Genomic DNA, 15263 nt, shown 5'->3' with positions numbered 1-15263 from the left:
GGGAAAAACGCTCAATCCCGAGCGGAATTACCCGTCGCGCCGCGCAGCGCGGCCAGGCAGGACCCGATGGCCTGCTGGAGCTCCTCCAGCCGCTGGAGCATGTCGTCCTCGTAGAAGTCCTGGGCGTCGTCGAAGGTCAGCTCCTCGAACGCCCTGGTCGCCTTCTGCAGGCTGCTGTAGAACTTGGTGCGCTTCTCCTGGACGCGCAGGTCAGGGTCGGCCTCCACCGCCTCCACGACGAGGTTCTTCAGGGTGTCGTAGGCCTCGGTCGCCCACTCGCCGGTGTCCTCGTCGTCGTCCAGTTCGTCGAGGAGGGACAGATGGCGCTCGGCCTCCTGGCGCAGCTCGGCCGGGGCGTCGACGGTCTGTCCGGCCGGGGTCTTGATCTGGCCGGACTCGGCGATCTGCCGGACGTAGCCGATGCGGTCGGCGGAACGGCTCTCGGTGGCCACGGCCTTCTTCAGGTCGGCGGTGCGGACCACGTCCCGGGCCAGCACGGTCTGTAGGTCCGGGTCCTCCTTGATGCGGTCCAGCAGCGCCGAGCGGGCGGCACGCGCGGTGGAGGGGTCGGCGAGGATCGCGGCGCGCAGCGCGGTGGGGTTCTCGGCGACCTCCAGGGCCTTGGTGGGCCGGATGCCCTCGGCCTCGGCGGCCTCGGCGATGGCGGCGCCGCGCTCGGAACCGGCGCTGCTGCGGGCGACGTAGTAGTTCAACCACACGTCGGAGTCGGGAAGCTCGACCTCCTGGCCGGGCGCGAGCGCCTCGAAGTGCGGGACCAGGCCGTCGTCGGCGGCCCGGTCCCAGGCCTTGTAGTAGCGCATGACCCGCTCCGGGGAGCAGCCGGCCAGCTCGGCGAACTCCTTCGCCGACACCTTCGGCGTCTCCTCCGCGCCCTGCCCGCCCGGCCGCACGCTGCGGGCCACCATCAGCCCGAACGTCCATCCACCGGTGCGCACGTAGGCGCCGAACTCCCGCGCGTCCCGCGCGACGAGGTCGGAGAGGGGGGCCGGGGACGCGCTGGACGTCTCGGACGGGTCGATCGCCAGGCTCACGGGGAACGCTCCTGAAGGCTGCCGGACTGCACGGGTACGGTCCGCCACCCTATCGACCCACCGCCCGTGGCCAGGTGCGCCGGCCGGCGCGGGCTGGGCGGGCGGGGCGCGTCGGGAAGGGCCCGGTGGCCGGGCCGCCGGGAACTGCGGGCGCGCCGGACACGTGGCGGGTGCCGGAAACCGTGGGCGGGTGCTGGGTGTCCGATGCAGGACACCGTGGGCGGGTGCTGGGTGTCGGGTGCCGGACACCGTGGGCAGGTGTCGGGTGCCGGGTGTTGGGTGCCTTGTGCGGGTGCCGCACCGCGTGGGGAGGGGGCCGGCTCGCCGGCCGTTGCGCTACGCGCGGAACGTGGTCAGGAACGTCTTCGTCGCCAATTGGTCCGCGGTGTCGTTCCAGTCGGCGGCGGGTGCCGTGATCCGCAGGGAGTAGCTGCGGCCGCCGCCCAGCAGGAAGCCGCGGCCGAAGGTGTGCAGCCGGTCGGCGCCGGTGCCGGACAGCCACTCCATGTCCGCCGCCCGGTACCCCTGGTAGGTGGTCGCGGTGATCTCGCCGATCCGCTGGTAGCCGTCCAACCGCTCCAGCTGCGGCTCCACGTCCTGCCGCCAGACGGCGACCGGGTCGGGGCCGGCCTGGGTGCTGTAGGTGACCGCCAGGGTCCGCGGGTCGTCGCCACCCGGTCCGAAGGTGACCCGGTAGGCCTGGTCCTGCGCCCGCGCGGTCTCCAGCCGCTTCCAGCCCGTGGGCAGCGCCACGGAGAAGCCCTCCGGGGCGGTGTACCGGTGGAAACCCGCAGGAAGCCCGCCGGCGGTCGCCGAGGCGGAGGACGACGGGCTGGGGCGGGCCGACGCCGACGTCCTCGGCGGGGAGGGGGACGTGCCCGGCGGGGAGGGGGACGCGCTCGACGCGTTGCCGTCGGTGCGGTTGCCGGGGCCTGCGGCCGTGGCCGAGGCGCTGGGCGCCGAGCCCGCCGAGGAGGTGCCCGGCAGGCCCTGGGTCGCGGCCAGCACCGCCACCGACACGGTCACCACGGCCAGCGCGGTCCCGCCGATCATGGTGGTCCTGCTCCAGCCCGAGGCCCGGGCGGCCACGTAGGCGCCGCGCAGCCGCGGGACCGGGGCGGGCTGCCCGACCGCCTCGGGGTCCTCGTCCAGGACACGTGTCAGCGCGTCGCGGACCACCGGACGGCTCAGCCGCTCCCGTGAGTTCTTCCGCAGCAGACCCTGGACGACCTGGGTGAGCGGCCCGGCCCGCAGCGGGGTGCGCAGCGGCAGCCGGTCCACGCCCTTCAGGGTGGCGTCGGCGCGGCCGCGGTCCCGGAACGGCGGCCGCCCCTCGACCATCGTGTAGAGGATCGCGCCGAGCGCCCACAGGTCGGCGGCCGGTCCGATGCGCTCGTCGCGGGCCTGCTCCGGGGAGGCGTACGCCGGGGCGGTGACCCGCGGGGCCAGCGTCGCGCCCGCCAGGCCGAAGCCGGTGATCACCACTGGGCCCTTGTCACGGACGAAGATCTGGCCGGGGCTGAGTTCGCCGTGCGTGTAGCCGTCGCTGTGCGCGGCCTCCAGCACGTCGAGCACCTCCAGGCCGATCCGGGCGGCCTGGACGTGGTCGAACGCGGACTGCTGGACGAGGAGCGCGCTGAGCGGCGTGCCGTCGATCAGCTCCGTCACCGTCCACAGCGTGCCGGTCTCCACGAAGGCGTCGATCACCATGGCGACCCGGCCGGGCCGCAGCGCGCTCATGACCTCGGAGGAGCGCAGGATGCGGGCCGTGGTCCGGCGCACGGTGTCAGCGGTCGGCGGCTCGGGCAGCTCGACCTGGGTCACCAGCCGCGGTCGCTCGGCCTGTATGTCCTCCGCGTACCAGCTGATGCGGTTCGGCTCGCGGTCGGCGACCTCGATGAGCCGGTACCTACCCGCGACCAACTCTTGTGCGGAGACATGCGCCTTGACCATCGTCATCCCTCGCTGGAACCCCTGCCTCGTCTTGCCCAGAGGTACGGGGGACGCGCCCCGGTTTGTTCAAAGGATCTGCAACTCCGGGGCCGTTCTTGCCTTTTATTCAAACGGCGGCACCCGCGGAGAACTTGGGGAAAACAGTGAATGGCCGGGCCTCGACCTGCGGGTAACCGACGGTAAAAGCCCGGCTGCGATCCGCTCCTCAGCCCAGTCCGAAACGGTCCGTCCACTCGGCGATCTCCCGGTGCGTCACATTGCCCCCACACACCACGAGGCCGATCCGCGCCCCGTCCCCGACCCGCTCCAGCACCTGCCGGGCGGCCGGCAGCAGGCACCCGGCGGCCGGTTCGGTCCACACCTTGGCGTGCTCGGCGAACTCCAGACTGCCGCGTACCGCCTCCCGGTCCGGCACCACCAGGACCTCCCGCACCAGCGCCGCCGTGTGGTCGTACGTCAGCCGGGACACGGTCGGCGCGCTCAGCGTCGTCACGATCGACGACCCCGTCACCGGCACCGGTCCGCCCGCCGCCAGCGCCTCGGACATCGCCTGCGCCCCCTCCGTCTCCACGCCCCACACCCGCACGTCCGGGCGCCGGGCGCGCAGTGCCGCCGCGACGCCCGCGATCAGGCCCCCGCCGCCGATGCTGACCACCACGTCGGTGAGGTCGTCCGCGTCCTCGTCGAACTCGAGGCCCAGCGTGCCCTGCCCGGCGATCACCACCGGGTCGTCGAACGGGTGCACCAGGGTGAGCCCCTCGTCCCGCAACACGGTCACCAGCTCGAACGCCGAGGTCATGCCGTCGGTCAGCCGCACCGACGCCCCGGCCGCCTCGACCAGTGCGATCGAGCGGGCGGGCGCGGTACGGGGCATGACCACCGTCGCCTTCACATGGAGGGCCGCCGCCATCACCGCGAGCGCGATGCCGTGGTTGCCGCCGCTGACGGCGACCACGCCGGCCGCCCGCTCGGCCCCGCTCAGCGACAGCAGTTTCGCGGTGGCGCCGCGCGCCTTGAACGAGCCGGTGCGCTGGAGGAGTTCGAGCTTGGCGGTGACGGGGGCGCCGAGCAGCTCCGACAGACCGGGACTGGGCACGGTGGGCGTGCGGACGACGTGCCCGGCGATCTGCTGTGCGGCGGCTTCGATGTCCGAGATGCCGATCAAGGCGGTTCACCCTTCCGGCGCGGGGGCGGAGGTCCGCGCCGTCCGCACCCTGACCCGGCCGGGCGTCCCGGGTCAACTCGGATTCACAGGTCCCGGCGCACCAGGAAGTCCAGCAGGTCACGCAGGTCCGCGGAGGCGAGCGGCAGCCCGGCGAGCAGGGCCTCGGCCCGCGCGGTGTGCCGGCGCGCCTCGGTGACCGCGGCCGTGCGCCCGCCCGCCTCCTCGATCAGCGCCGCCGCCTCCTCGGCGCACCCGGGCGTGTCGAGGAGGCCGGTCAGCCGGGGACCGGCCGGGGTGGCGAGCGCGGCCAGGACGGGATACGTCTTCTTCCGCTCCCGCAGATCGCCGTGCACGGGTTTGCCGGTGACGGCCGGGTCGCCCCAGATCCCCAGGACGTCGTCGACCAGCTGGAACGCCACCCCCAGATGCCGGCCGGCCCGGTCCAGCGCTCGCACCGTCGGCTCGGGCGCCCCGCCGAGGCCGGCGCCCAGCGCGACGGCGCACCCCAGCAGCGCGCCGGTCTTGTGCTCGGCCATCACCCGGTACTCCCGCGCCGACACCCCGGCCCACGGCCGCGTCGCGAACAGCAGGTCGTCGGCCTGCCCCCGCATCAGGTCCGCCAGCGCCTCCGACAGCAGCCGCACGGCACCGGGGGAGTCGGCCAGGGTCCGCACGGCCAGCGCGAACAGGGCGTCACCCGCCAGCACCGCGGGCCCGGTGCCGTAGGCCCGCCACACCGCGGGCCGGGACCGGCGGGTGAGGTCGCCGTCCATGATGTCGTCGTGCAGCAGCGAGAAGGCGTGCACCAGCTCCACCGCCACCGCCGCCGGAACCCCGCGCCGCGCGGGTGCGCCGGCCGCCTCGGCGCCGAGCACCGCGAGTGCCTGCCGGACCCCCTTGCCGCCGGGAGCGTCGACGGGGGCCCCGCCGACCTCGCACCAGCCGAAGGAGTACGCGGCCATCTCGCCGACCCAGGGGTGCAGCCGTCCCACCGCGGCCCGGAGCGCGGGCCGCACCAGGTCCCGGCAGCGGGCGAGGACCTGCGGGGGAGTGCTGACCGGCGCGGGCGCGGTCATCGCACGGCCTCCGCGCCGACACCGAACTCCGCCTGGGCCCGGAGCACCATCTCCCGGGTGTGCCGCAGTCCGGCACGCTCCAGCAGTCCCGCGAGGTCGGCGAGTTCGGCCGCCGTCTCGGTCCGGTCGCGGCCCAGCCGGGCCAGTGCCTTGGCGAGCCCGAGCCGGGACAGCGCCTCGCCGCGCGGCTCGCCCATCGCCCGGAACTCGGACAGCGCCAGTTCGTACATCGCCCTGGCCTCGGTGTGACGCCCGGCCCGGTACAGGACGTTGCCGCGCATCTTGTGGTTGTAGGCCAGCGCGCTCGACAGGTCCATCGCCCGGCAGGACACCTCGGCCTCGGACAGCAGTGCCAGCGCCCGCTCGGTGTCGCCGTCGCGCACCGACACGATGTCCGCGAGTCCGCGCAGCGCCCAGGCGTGCCCGCGCCGGTCCTCGGCCCGCCGGGCGGTCTCCGCCGCCTCCTCGAACAACGCGTACGCCGTGTCGTACGACCCGGTGTTGCGGTGCATCTGCGCGATGCCCTCCAGCGCCCACACCGTGTGCCGTGCCTCGCCGCGCCGCCGGGCCTCGGCCAGCAACTGCTCGTGCAGCCGCCCCACGGCCTCGTAGTCGCCCTGGATCCGGCCGGTCTCGGCGAGCCCGGCGAGGGAGTAGCCGCGTGCGACGACGTCCCCGCCCCGCTCGGCGAGTTCGGCCGCCAGTGCCAGCAGCCGCCGGGCCAGCGGGAACGCTCCGCGCTGCCGGGCCAGGGTGCCGCCGCTCCACAGCGCCCACGCCATCGCCGCCGTCTCCCCGGCCGCCCGGGCGGTGCGGTAGCTCGCCTTCCAGGCCCGGTCGGCGTCCGCCACCCGGCCGAGCCGCCGGTGCGCCTCCGCGACGGCCAGCTGGCAGCGCGCCTGCTCGTCGCGCCGTCCGGACCGCTCGGCCGCCCGCAGCTGCTCGATGCCCGCCGCCAGCACGTCGACCAGCGACGAGTTCACGGACAGGGAGGTCAACGCGCCCTGGTACTCCGGGGCGAATGCCTTGCCGTACATGCGTGCCTCTCTACGCCGACGCGTATGCACACCGGGTATGTCCGCCGTCTCTACACGGCATGTATACATGGTGTGTATAGTGCGCCCGAATTATGCCCTGGCCGCGGGGGCCAGGGCTTCGCTCTCGTGCATCAGGACGTCGAGGGAACCGCCGGGGTTGCCTGTGTGGCGGGGATCACCGGACGGGGCGTCAGTGCTGCTGCGCCTTCTGCGGGGTCACCTCGCTCGGCCTCACCACGACATGTCCCTCGCCCTGGAGCATCAGCTGGACCGCCTCGCCCGAACCCCCGCGCAGCATCGAACCGATGGACTGCGAGCGGTGCAGCGAGGTCTCCAGGCGCGCGGTCCAGCCCACCACCGCGTCCGTGTCGACGTAGACCGGGGCCTGCGGGGAGACGGGGATCACCAGCGGGTTGCCGTCGCAGATCAGCCCGAGCTTGCCGTATCCCGAGAACACGCTGTTGAACAGACCGCCGCCGGCGATGCCGGACCCCTTCACCGTCTTGATCTCGTACGACAGGGACGCGTCGAAACACAGGACGTTGCGGCCGTTGACCGTGAACTGGTCACCGGGCTCGACCTCGATGATGAAACAGTTCTGCGCCTCGTGCGCGAACCAGGCCTCACCCTGCCCCTGCACGGACATCAGCGGCAGCCCCTCGCCCGTGACGGCGCGCTTGAGCATGCCGCCCACGCCCTGGCCCTTGCGCTCGAACCGCAGACTGCCGCGGTGCGCGATCATCGCCCCCTGGCGGGCGTACATCTCGCCGTTCACCGCGTACTTGACACACTTCGCGTTCTCGATCGACATACCGGCCTCGACGGCCGGTGCGACCATGTGCTCATCGGAAAAGAGATCACCCTTCATGCGGGGCATGGTGTCCCGGAGGGATGCGTTCCGCCAAGATCACGGAACGTACCGGTTCAGGCACCGAACAACTGGGTCCAGTAGGTGGCCGCCCGGCCGCCGCCGGCGAAGCCGGTCCCCAGGTGGGTGAAGTCCGGTTTCAGGATGTTGGCCCGGTGGCCGGGGCTGTTCATCCAGCCCTCCACCACCTCGGCCGCGGAGCGCTGGCCGCACGCGATGTTCTCGCCGATGGTGCGCCGCCGGGAGCCCGCGGCGGCCGCTCGGTCCCAGGGCTGAGTGCCCTCCGGGGAGGTGTGCGAGTAGAAGTCGCGGGTCGCCATGTCGGTGCTGTACGCCTGCGCGGCGGCCGCCAGCAGCGGATCCTCCGCGAGCGGCCGGAGCCCGGCCCGGGTGCGCTCCCGGTTGGTGAGCTCCACGACCTCGGCGCGGGTGCGGGCCAGTTCGGCCCCGGTCAGGGGTCTGGCCCACAGCGCGGTCCAGTAGGTGTCCCCGCCGCGCGGGTCGCGGGCGTGGGCCAGGCCGGCGTGGGTGAAGGCGGGGTCGAGCAGGGTGCGCCGGGCGTCCCCGGTGGCCAGGCAGTGGTCGACGAACTCGGCCGGGGTGCGGGGACCGGACACCAGGTGTTCGCCGACCGTGACGTAGGCGAAGCCGGTGCGGCTGATCCGCTGGTGCACGGAGACGCCGTCGCGGCTCTCCGTGGCCAGTTCGCCGGCTTCGGCCATCGCGCCGGCGTGCGCGCGGGCCGCCGAGAGCAGCCGGGTGTCGGGGGCCACCGGCGGCCGGCCGGCCCGGGCCCGGGCGGAGTTGACCAGGCCGAGCAGGCCGTCCGGATCGGGCAGGGCGGCGACCGAGGGGCGGGCCGGCGCGGCCGCCGTGCGCTGCGAGGGGATGGCGGCACGGAAGCCGGCCGGGCGCCGCGGCTGCCGGTCCTCGACGACGTCCACCCCGAAATCCCTGGCCAGCCCGGCCAGTCCGTCGGCGTATCCCTGCCCCACCGCGCGCAGCTTCCAGTCGGTGCCCCTGCGGTATATCTCGGCGAGCAGCAGCAGGGTCTCCGTGCGCGGGCGTGGCGGGGCGAACCGGGCCACCGTGCGGCCGAGCCGGTCGGTGACGTGCAGGATGGAGACGGGCAGGGCGCCGAGCGCCGTGCCGGGTTCGGCGGCGGTGACCGTGAGGGTGACCCGCGCGGCGCCGGAGCGCAGCAGGGCCGTCTCGACGGTCAGGGTGTCGCCGCGCAGCCGGACGCCGGGTGCGTCCGGCTGGTTGTAGAAGACGAAGTCGGCGTCGCCGCCGACCTTCCCGCTCTCGTCGGTGATCAGGGCGGAGACGTCGAAGGGGCCGGGCACCCGGAGCGTCAGCGCGCCGCCCGGGAGGGGCAGGTTGCCCCCGGGGACCAGCTCGCTCATCTCGCCGCCTCTGCTGAGGTCAGGGGCCGAACACCGGGCCCGGTGGGGGAGTCGCCGGTTGAACGTCCGGCCCGGACGCGAGGTTCCCGCCGGGTGCCGGCGTCAGACAGGGCCTACTGCTCCCGCGGCGCGGCCGGTGCCACGTCCTCCCGCTCCGGCGGCGTGGCGACGCTCCGCACGGACCGCTGCTTGCCGCAGAACGCCGGCTCCAGCGTGTCGGCGAGCCGGTTGAGCACGGCGGAGCTGTTGGAGGCGTTGGCGACCGCGGTGAGGCTGCGCCCGCCGTCCTTCGTGGTGAAGGCGTACGTGTAGTACCCCTGGACCGCGCCCGTGTGGCCGTACACCGAGATCCCGCAGGACAGGTCGCGGCGGCGCAGCCCCAGGCCGTAGGAGGTGGTGGAGTTGACGCGGGTGAAGCGCTCCATCTCCGCGAGCCCGGCGGCCGAGGTGAGCCTCCCGCCGGCCAGCGCGGAGTAGAAGGTGTTCAGGTCGCGGGTGGAGGAGATGATGGCGCCCGCGCTCTGCGCCCAGGACACGGTCTGCTCCGTCGCGTCGATCGGCTTCGCGCCCGCCCGGTCCGCGGTGAGGTAGCCGTTGGCGTGCTGTCCGGGGATCGTCGTACCGGGGTGGACGTAGAAGGTGTCGGTCAGCCCCAGCGGCTTGAAGACGCGGTTCTCGTACTCGGTCCGCACGCTGTGCCCGGTGATCTTCTCGATGAGCAGGCCGGCGACCACGAAGTTGGTGTTGGAGTACGAGTAGGCGGCGCCCGGCGCGTTGGTGCGCGGCTTCTGCAGGGAGAGGCCCACCAGCTGGCGGTAGGTGAAGACCTTGTTGCGGACCGCCTCGAAGCCCGACACGCTGCTGGCGAACATGTCGTTCGTGTAGTCGTACAGTCCGCTGCGGTGGCTCAGCACGTGCCGCACGGTGATGCGGTCGTCCGGGAGGAGGCCCGGCAGGTAGCGGTTGACCGGCGCGTCCAGGTCGAGCTTGTGCTCGTCCGCCAACTGGAGCAGGACGACCGCCGAGAAGGTCTTGGTGACGCTGCCGACGCGGAAGCGGTCGGTGGTGGTGATGGCCCGTCGGCTCATGCGGTCGGCGACGCCCTGCGTCGTCCGGTAGACCTTCGTGCCGTCGTCGATACGGGCCATCGCGCCGGGTGCCCCCTTCGCCACGACCGAGCGGAGCACCGCGGCCATCGCCGCGGTGTCCGGCGCCGGCGGCGCGGCCGCCGTCCGCGGCTGTGCTCCCGCCCTCATGGGCGCCGCCTGGGCCGGGACCGCGAGCAGTGACAGGGCCACCGCTCCGAGCACCGCGCTTCTGCTGACCATTGCCGAGACCATCCGACCCTGCTCCTCTCAGTGCTGCTTCCGATGCGAGATGGGTCACATCCGGTTCGGGGAACCTTCTCGCATCCCGTCACATCTCCACAGCCGACGCACAGTTGGTCGCCCAGCGATCACTGTGCGAGGCGGATTCGCAAAGTATTGCCACGAAACGCAAGAAAAGCGACGAACCGTGCTTTACATGGACATGACTCGTCCGGAAGGGTTGCGGCCCGGGGCCCGACCAGCCCCTTTGGCGTCCCACGACGCCATGCCGCGCGGCGGCCGGTGACGCCGGTCGCCGTCAGAACAAAGGAACCCTGACCAGTGCGTAGTGCGCACATACGCAGCGTGGCGGTCGCCGTCGCCGTGACGACGGCCGCCACGGGCCTGGCCGGTACGGCCTTCGCCGGTCCCGGCACGGGGGTGCACCGGGCGGCCGCCGGCACGACGACCGCGCAGGTGGCGGCCGCGGCCCGCGCCGCGGCCTTCGCCCACCCGGCGGCGACCGGTGTCGGCGCCGGCGACGAACTCCGGGCCCAGGACGTGATGATCGACCCCGAAGGCGCGCGTCACGTCCGCTTCGAACGGACCCACCGGGGCATGCCGGTGCTCGGCGGCGACCTCGTCGTCCATCTTTCCCGTCTATTGGCCTACACGGGTGTCACCCGCGCGGCCGAACACCCCGTGGCACCCGCCACCACCACGGCGCGACTGACCGCCCGCCAGGCCGAGGAGAAGGCCGCCTCCGCCGCCGGCGGCGAGGCCGGCACCGCCGCACTCGTGGTGGACGCCCGCGACGGCGCCGCGGCCCTCGCCTACCAGGTACCGGTCGACGGCGCGGGCGGCGGCAGCACGGTCGTCGTCGACGCCCTCACCGGCAAGGTGCGCAGCAACACCCCCGACAGTGACGAGTTCCTCTCGCCCAAGGTGCTGGAGACCCTCCGCCGGCGCGGCGAGACCCTCGACCCGGCCACCGCCACCGGCGCCCGACCGCAGGCCCTCACCGGCCTGTCCGCAGCCGCGGCGGCCCACTACCCGGCGACCGCGCACGGCACCGGGAAGTCCCTCTTCGTCGGCAAGGTCGCGCTCACCACCACACAGACCGCCCGCCGGAGCTTCCTGCTCAAGGACCCGACCCGGTACGGCACCGAGACCCGGGACGCCAAGGGCAGGGAGACCGAGAGCTTCGGCCAGGGCGTCAAGTTCACCAGCACCACCGACAGCTGGGGCAACGGCACCACCACCAGCCGGGGCAGCGCCGCCGCCGACGCGCAGTACGGCATCACCGAGACCCTGGACTTCTACAAGAAGGCCTTCGGCCGCAAGGGCATAGCGAACAACTCCAAGCCCGCCCGCGCCATGGTCCACTGGGGCGACAAGGTCGGCAACGCCTTCTGGGACTCCACCTGCGGCTGCATGCTCTACGGCGACGGGGACGGCGACCAGATAAAGAAGCCGCTGGTCGTCCTCGACGTCACCGGCCACGAACTGACCCACGGCGTGGTGGACGCCACCGCGAAGCTGGAGCCGACCCGGATCGACTCGGACGGCAACCAGTACGGCGAGGCGGGCTCGCTCAACGAGTCGCTGGCCGACATCTTCGGCTCGAATGTGGAGTTCTTCGCCAACAACCCGAAGAACCCGCCGAACTACCTCCTCGGCGAGAAGCTGGGCCTGGCGCAGAAGTTCCTGCGCCGCCTCGACCACCCCTCGCTCGACCGCCTCGAAGGTACTGTCGACTACTGGTCGCCCCAGGTGGCGAACGCCGAGGTGCACGCCGGCTCCGGCGTCTCCTCGCACGCCTTCTACCTGCTCGCCGAGGGCAGCGGCCGCAAGACCATCGGCGCCACCACCTACGACTCGCCCACCTACGACGGCTCCACGGTCACGGGCATCGGCCGCACCAAGGCCACGGCGGTCTTCTACCGGGCCCTGACCCGGTACATGGTCTCCTCGACCGACTTCCACGACGCCCGCACGGCGACGCTGAAGGCGGCCAAGGACCTCTACGGCGCGAGCAGCGTCGAGTACCGCACGGTCGACCAGGCCTGGGCCGCGGTCAACGTGACCGCCGCCGACGACCCGGCCGCCCGGCACTGACGGACGCGCCGGAACCGCTGGTCCGGGTGCCCTGTCGGGGGGCCGGGTACCCGGATCGGGCGGACCGGGACGGCTGGTGGAACACGGGCCAACGCCCCCAGCACACCCGCCATTTGAAGGCCACTGGAGCCTCACAGTCAACCTTCAGGTGATTCCTGTTTCTTTTATTGACAGCGGAAAATAAGCCACCTAAGTTCCCGGCCATGCGCTCCACCACCAGTGCCGAGACGTTTCCGGCCCATACGCCGGCCGTCTCGCAGATCTTCACCACGGTGCTGTCCCACGGCCCCCTCACCCGGCTGGCGGCGGCCCGCCGGGCCGGCCTGTCGCCGGCCGCCGTGACCAAGGCCGTCCGTCCGCTGCTGGCGGCCGGGTACCTGGCCGAGGACGCCGACGGCGAGGCCCGGCCCACCCTCGGGCGCCCCGCCAACCTGGTGCGGGTCGACGGTGGACGCGCGCTGTTCATCGGCGTCAAGGTCACCGGCGACGAGGTCATAGCGGTCCTCACCGACCTCTGCTGCCGGATCAGGCTGGCCCGCCGGCTCCCCGTCACCGACCGCGCCGCCAAGGCCGTCCTGACCTCCGTCGCCGAACTCACCCACGAACTGCGCGCCGAGGCCGAGGACTTCGGCGCCCCCGTGCTCGGCCTCGGCATCGCCGTCTCCGGTGACGTGGACCGTGCCGAAGGGGTCGTCCGCTACTCGCCCTTCCTCGACTGGCGCGACGTGGCCCTCGCCGAACTCGCCGCGATGACCACCGGACTGCCGGTCGTCGTCGACAACGACGTGCGCGCCCTGACCGTCGCCGAGCAGTGGTTCGGCGCCGGGGTCGGGCTCTCCGACTTCGCCGTGGTCACCGTCGGCGCGGGCATCGGCTGCGGGCTGGTCGTCCACGGCCGGGTGGTCGCGGGCGCACACGGGGTGGCGGGGGAGATCGGGCACGTGGCCATCGACCCGGCCGGACCGCTCTGCCACTGCGGCAACCGCGGCTGCGTGGAGGCGATCGCCGGGGACGCCGCGATCGTCTCCCGCATGCGGGAGGTGACGGGCCGCCCGGTCGCCGACTCCGCCGAGGCGGCCGCCCTCGCCCACGAAGGCGTCGCCGGAGCCCGCGAGGTGTACGCCGGGGCCGGTGACGCCATCGGCCGGGGCATCGCGACCGTGGCCAACCTCTTCGGCCCCGAACGCGTGATCATCTCGGGCGAGGGGCTCGCCGCCTACGACCTCTTCGCCGAGCACATCCTCGACTCGTTCACCGCGGCGGCCTTCGGCTCCGCCGCGCAGTGCGACGTACAGACCCGCCCACTCGCCTTCGAGGAGTGGGCCCGCGGGGCCGCGGCCGCCGCGATCCAGTCCTTCATCACGTCCTCTCCCACCCTCTAGGGCTGAGCCGCCCAAGACCCTGAACCAGGAGGGCCCATGCGGTCACCTGCACACTCCGTCCTGCCCGCACGCGGGCTGAGAACCGTCCTCGTACTGGCGCTGACCGCGGCCTTCGCGTCCGCGGTGCCCGCCGCCGAGGCCCAGAGCCCGGCCCAGGCCCCCGCCCAGGCCTCCGCCCCGATCGCCGCCAAGCCCTACATGGGCTGGTCCAGTTGGAGCATGCAGTCCTCCAAGTACCCCGGTCTCAACGACAAGGGCGACTACAGCTACCTGTCCGAGGCGAACGTCCTCAAGCAGACCGACGCCATGGCGAGCAAGCTGAAGCAGTACGGCTACGACCACGTCAACATCGACGCCGGCTGGTGGATGGACTGGAACTGGAAGCAGGGCTACGACCAGTACGGCCGCCAGAAGGCCGACCCGGCCCGCTTCCCCAGCGGCATGAAGGCCGTCGCCGACCGCATCCACGCCAAGGGCCTCAAGGCCGGCATCTACCTGCCGGCCGGCCTGGAGAAGGGCGCCTACGGCGACGGGAAGACCCCGATCTGGAACGCCGAGGGGTGCACCACCGCCGACATCGTCTACCCGGACCTGCGCACCACCAACGGCTGGGACAGCTCCTACAAGATCGACTTCGACCGGCCGTGCGCGCAGAAGTACATAGACTCCCAGGCCCAGTTGATAGCCGGCTGGGGCTATGACTTCCTCAAGCTCGACGGCGTCGGCCCCGGCTCGGGCAAGAGCGGCGACCAGTACGACAACGTCGCCGACGTCGCCGCCTGGCACAAGGCGATCGCCGGCACCGGCCGCCCGATCCACCTGGAAGCCTCCTGGTCCCTGGACTACGGACACGCCGCCGACTGGCAGAAGTACACCAACGGCTGGCGCATCGACACCGACGTCGAGTGCTACTGCAACACCCTGGTCAGCTGGGAGAACTCGGTCGACGACCGCTGGGACGACACCCCGGCCTGGACCGGCAAGGCGGGCCCCGGCGGCTGGAACGACCTCGACTCCCTCGACGTCGGCAACGGCGCGATGGACGGTCTCACCAAGGCCGAACGGCAGAGCTACGCCACCCTGTGGGCCATCGCCAAGTCGCCGCTGTTCACCGGCGACGACATGACCAAGCTCGACGACTACGGTCTCTCGCTGCTCACCAACCGCGAGGTCATCGGCATCGACCAGAGCGACAACCCGCCGGCCCGGCCGGTCACCCCGTCCGACCCGCAGCAGGTCTGGGCCGCGAAGAACGCCGACGGCACGTACACGGTCGCCCTGTTCAACCTCGCCGGCTCGCCCTCGGCGGTCACGGCCGACTGGACGGCGCTGGGCTTCACCGGCAAGGCCTCGGTGCGCGACCTGTGGAACCACGAGAACCTGGGCAGCTTCCAGAACAAGATCACCGAGGCGCTGCCGGCCCACGGCTCGCGGCTGTTCACCGTGACGCCGAAGGGCAGCGCGCTGGCGTCGACCGGCTACGAGGCCGAGGCGAGCGGCAACACCCTCAGCGGCAACGCCTCCGTCGCCGGGTGCGACGCCTGCTCCGGGCAGAAGAAGGTCGGCAACCTCTACCAGGGCGGCAAGCTCACCTTCAACGACGTCGTCGTCGACAAGGCCGGCACGTACCTGGTCAAGGTGGCGTACATCAGCGGTGACTCCCGGTCGGCCACCGTCTCGGCCAACTCCGGGAGCGGGACCGGTCACAAGTTCCCCTCGACCGGGGACTGGGGGACGGTTTCGACCGTGAGCGTCCCGGTGACCCTGAAGGCCGGTGCCAACACGATCAGCTTCGACAGCGGGTCGGGGTACGCGCCGGACGTCGACCGGATCGACGTGCCGAAGTCGTCACGGTGATGACCCCGGTGAGTGCGTAGTTCGGGAACTGCCGGCCGGTGG

General features: G+C 72.8%; 11 protein-coding genes. 3 read left to right on the top strand and 8 right to left on the bottom strand.

Features of this window, described 5'->3' with window-relative positions:
• Nucleotides 1-11 precede the first annotated feature (11 nt).
• The 8 genes from MB828_RS38830 to MB828_RS38795 form a co-directional block, all read right to left on the bottom strand.
• Nucleotides 12-1052: a hypothetical protein gene (locus tag MB828_RS38830; protein ID WP_301652269.1), complete on the bottom strand. Its 1041-nt coding sequence runs from the start codon at nt 1050-1052 to the stop codon at nt 12-14.
• A 336-nt stretch (nt 1053-1388) separates the two neighbouring features.
• Nucleotides 1389-3011 carry a serine/threonine protein kinase gene (locus tag MB828_RS38825; RefSeq protein ID WP_301652268.1) on the bottom strand — a complete coding sequence of 541 codons (1623 nt, stop codon included), beginning with the start codon at nt 3009-3011 and terminating at the stop codon, nt 1389-1391.
• Between the two features lie 199 nt (nt 3012-3210).
• The gene (locus MB828_RS38820; protein WP_301652267.1) at nt 3211-4170 is read right to left on the bottom strand and encodes a threonine/serine dehydratase; all 960 of its coding nucleotides are present in this window, start codon (nt 4168-4170) and stop codon (nt 3211-3213) included.
• An 83-nt stretch (nt 4171-4253) separates the two neighbouring features.
• Nucleotides 4254-5246 (bottom strand): polyprenyl synthetase family protein, encoded by a 993-nt coding sequence (locus tag MB828_RS38815; RefSeq protein ID WP_301652266.1) that lies wholly within the window; start codon nt 5244-5246, stop codon nt 4254-4256.
• Nucleotides 5243-6283, bottom strand: coding sequence for a tetratricopeptide repeat protein (locus MB828_RS38810; RefSeq protein ID WP_301652265.1), 1041 nt, complete (start codon nt 6281-6283; stop codon nt 5243-5245). The genes MB828_RS38815 and MB828_RS38810 overlap by 4 nt, the downstream gene beginning before the upstream one ends.
• Before the next feature lie 190 nt (nt 6284-6473).
• Entirely contained in the window at nt 6474-7151 is a 678-nt protein-coding gene (locus tag MB828_RS38805; RefSeq protein WP_301652264.1) for an AIM24 family protein, read from the bottom strand.
• A gap of 56 nt (nt 7152-7207) precedes the next feature.
• The gene (locus MB828_RS38800; protein WP_301652263.1) at nt 7208-8557 is read right to left on the bottom strand and encodes a CAP domain-containing protein; all 1350 of its coding nucleotides are present in this window, start codon (nt 8555-8557) and stop codon (nt 7208-7210) included.
• 113 nt (nt 8558-8670) lie between these two features.
• The gene (locus MB828_RS38795; protein WP_301652262.1) at nt 8671-9897 is read right to left on the bottom strand and encodes a serine hydrolase domain-containing protein; all 1227 of its coding nucleotides are present in this window, start codon (nt 9895-9897) and stop codon (nt 8671-8673) included.
• Between the two features lie 309 nt (nt 9898-10206).
• Here MB828_RS38795 and MB828_RS38790 point away from each other — a divergent pair, with 309 nt between their 5' ends.
• The 3 genes from MB828_RS38790 to MB828_RS38780 all read left to right on the top strand — a co-directional run bounded on the left by MB828_RS38790 (nt 10207) and on the right by MB828_RS38780 (nt 15221).
• Complete coding sequence (locus tag MB828_RS38790) at nt 10207-11982, top strand: M4 family metallopeptidase (RefSeq protein ID WP_301652261.1); 1776 nt, start codon at nt 10207-10209, stop codon at nt 11980-11982.
• Between the two features lie 203 nt (nt 11983-12185).
• The gene (locus tag MB828_RS38785; RefSeq protein WP_301652260.1) at nt 12186-13364 is read left to right on the top strand and encodes an ROK family transcriptional regulator; all 1179 of its coding nucleotides are present in this window, start codon (nt 12186-12188) and stop codon (nt 13362-13364) included.
• A gap of 36 nt (nt 13365-13400) precedes the next feature.
• Nucleotides 13401-15221, top strand: a complete 1821-nt coding sequence (locus MB828_RS38780; RefSeq protein WP_301652259.1) for an alpha-galactosidase D — start codon at nt 13401-13403, stop codon at nt 15219-15221.
• Nucleotides 15222-15263: the final 42 nt, after the last annotated feature.

It is taken from the genome of Streptomyces arenae, from assembly GCF_022343545.1.
Lineage (GTDB): Bacteria > Actinomycetota > Actinomycetes > Streptomycetales > Streptomycetaceae > Streptomyces > Streptomyces humi.
This window is presented reverse-complemented; position numbering and strand designations above follow the sequence as displayed.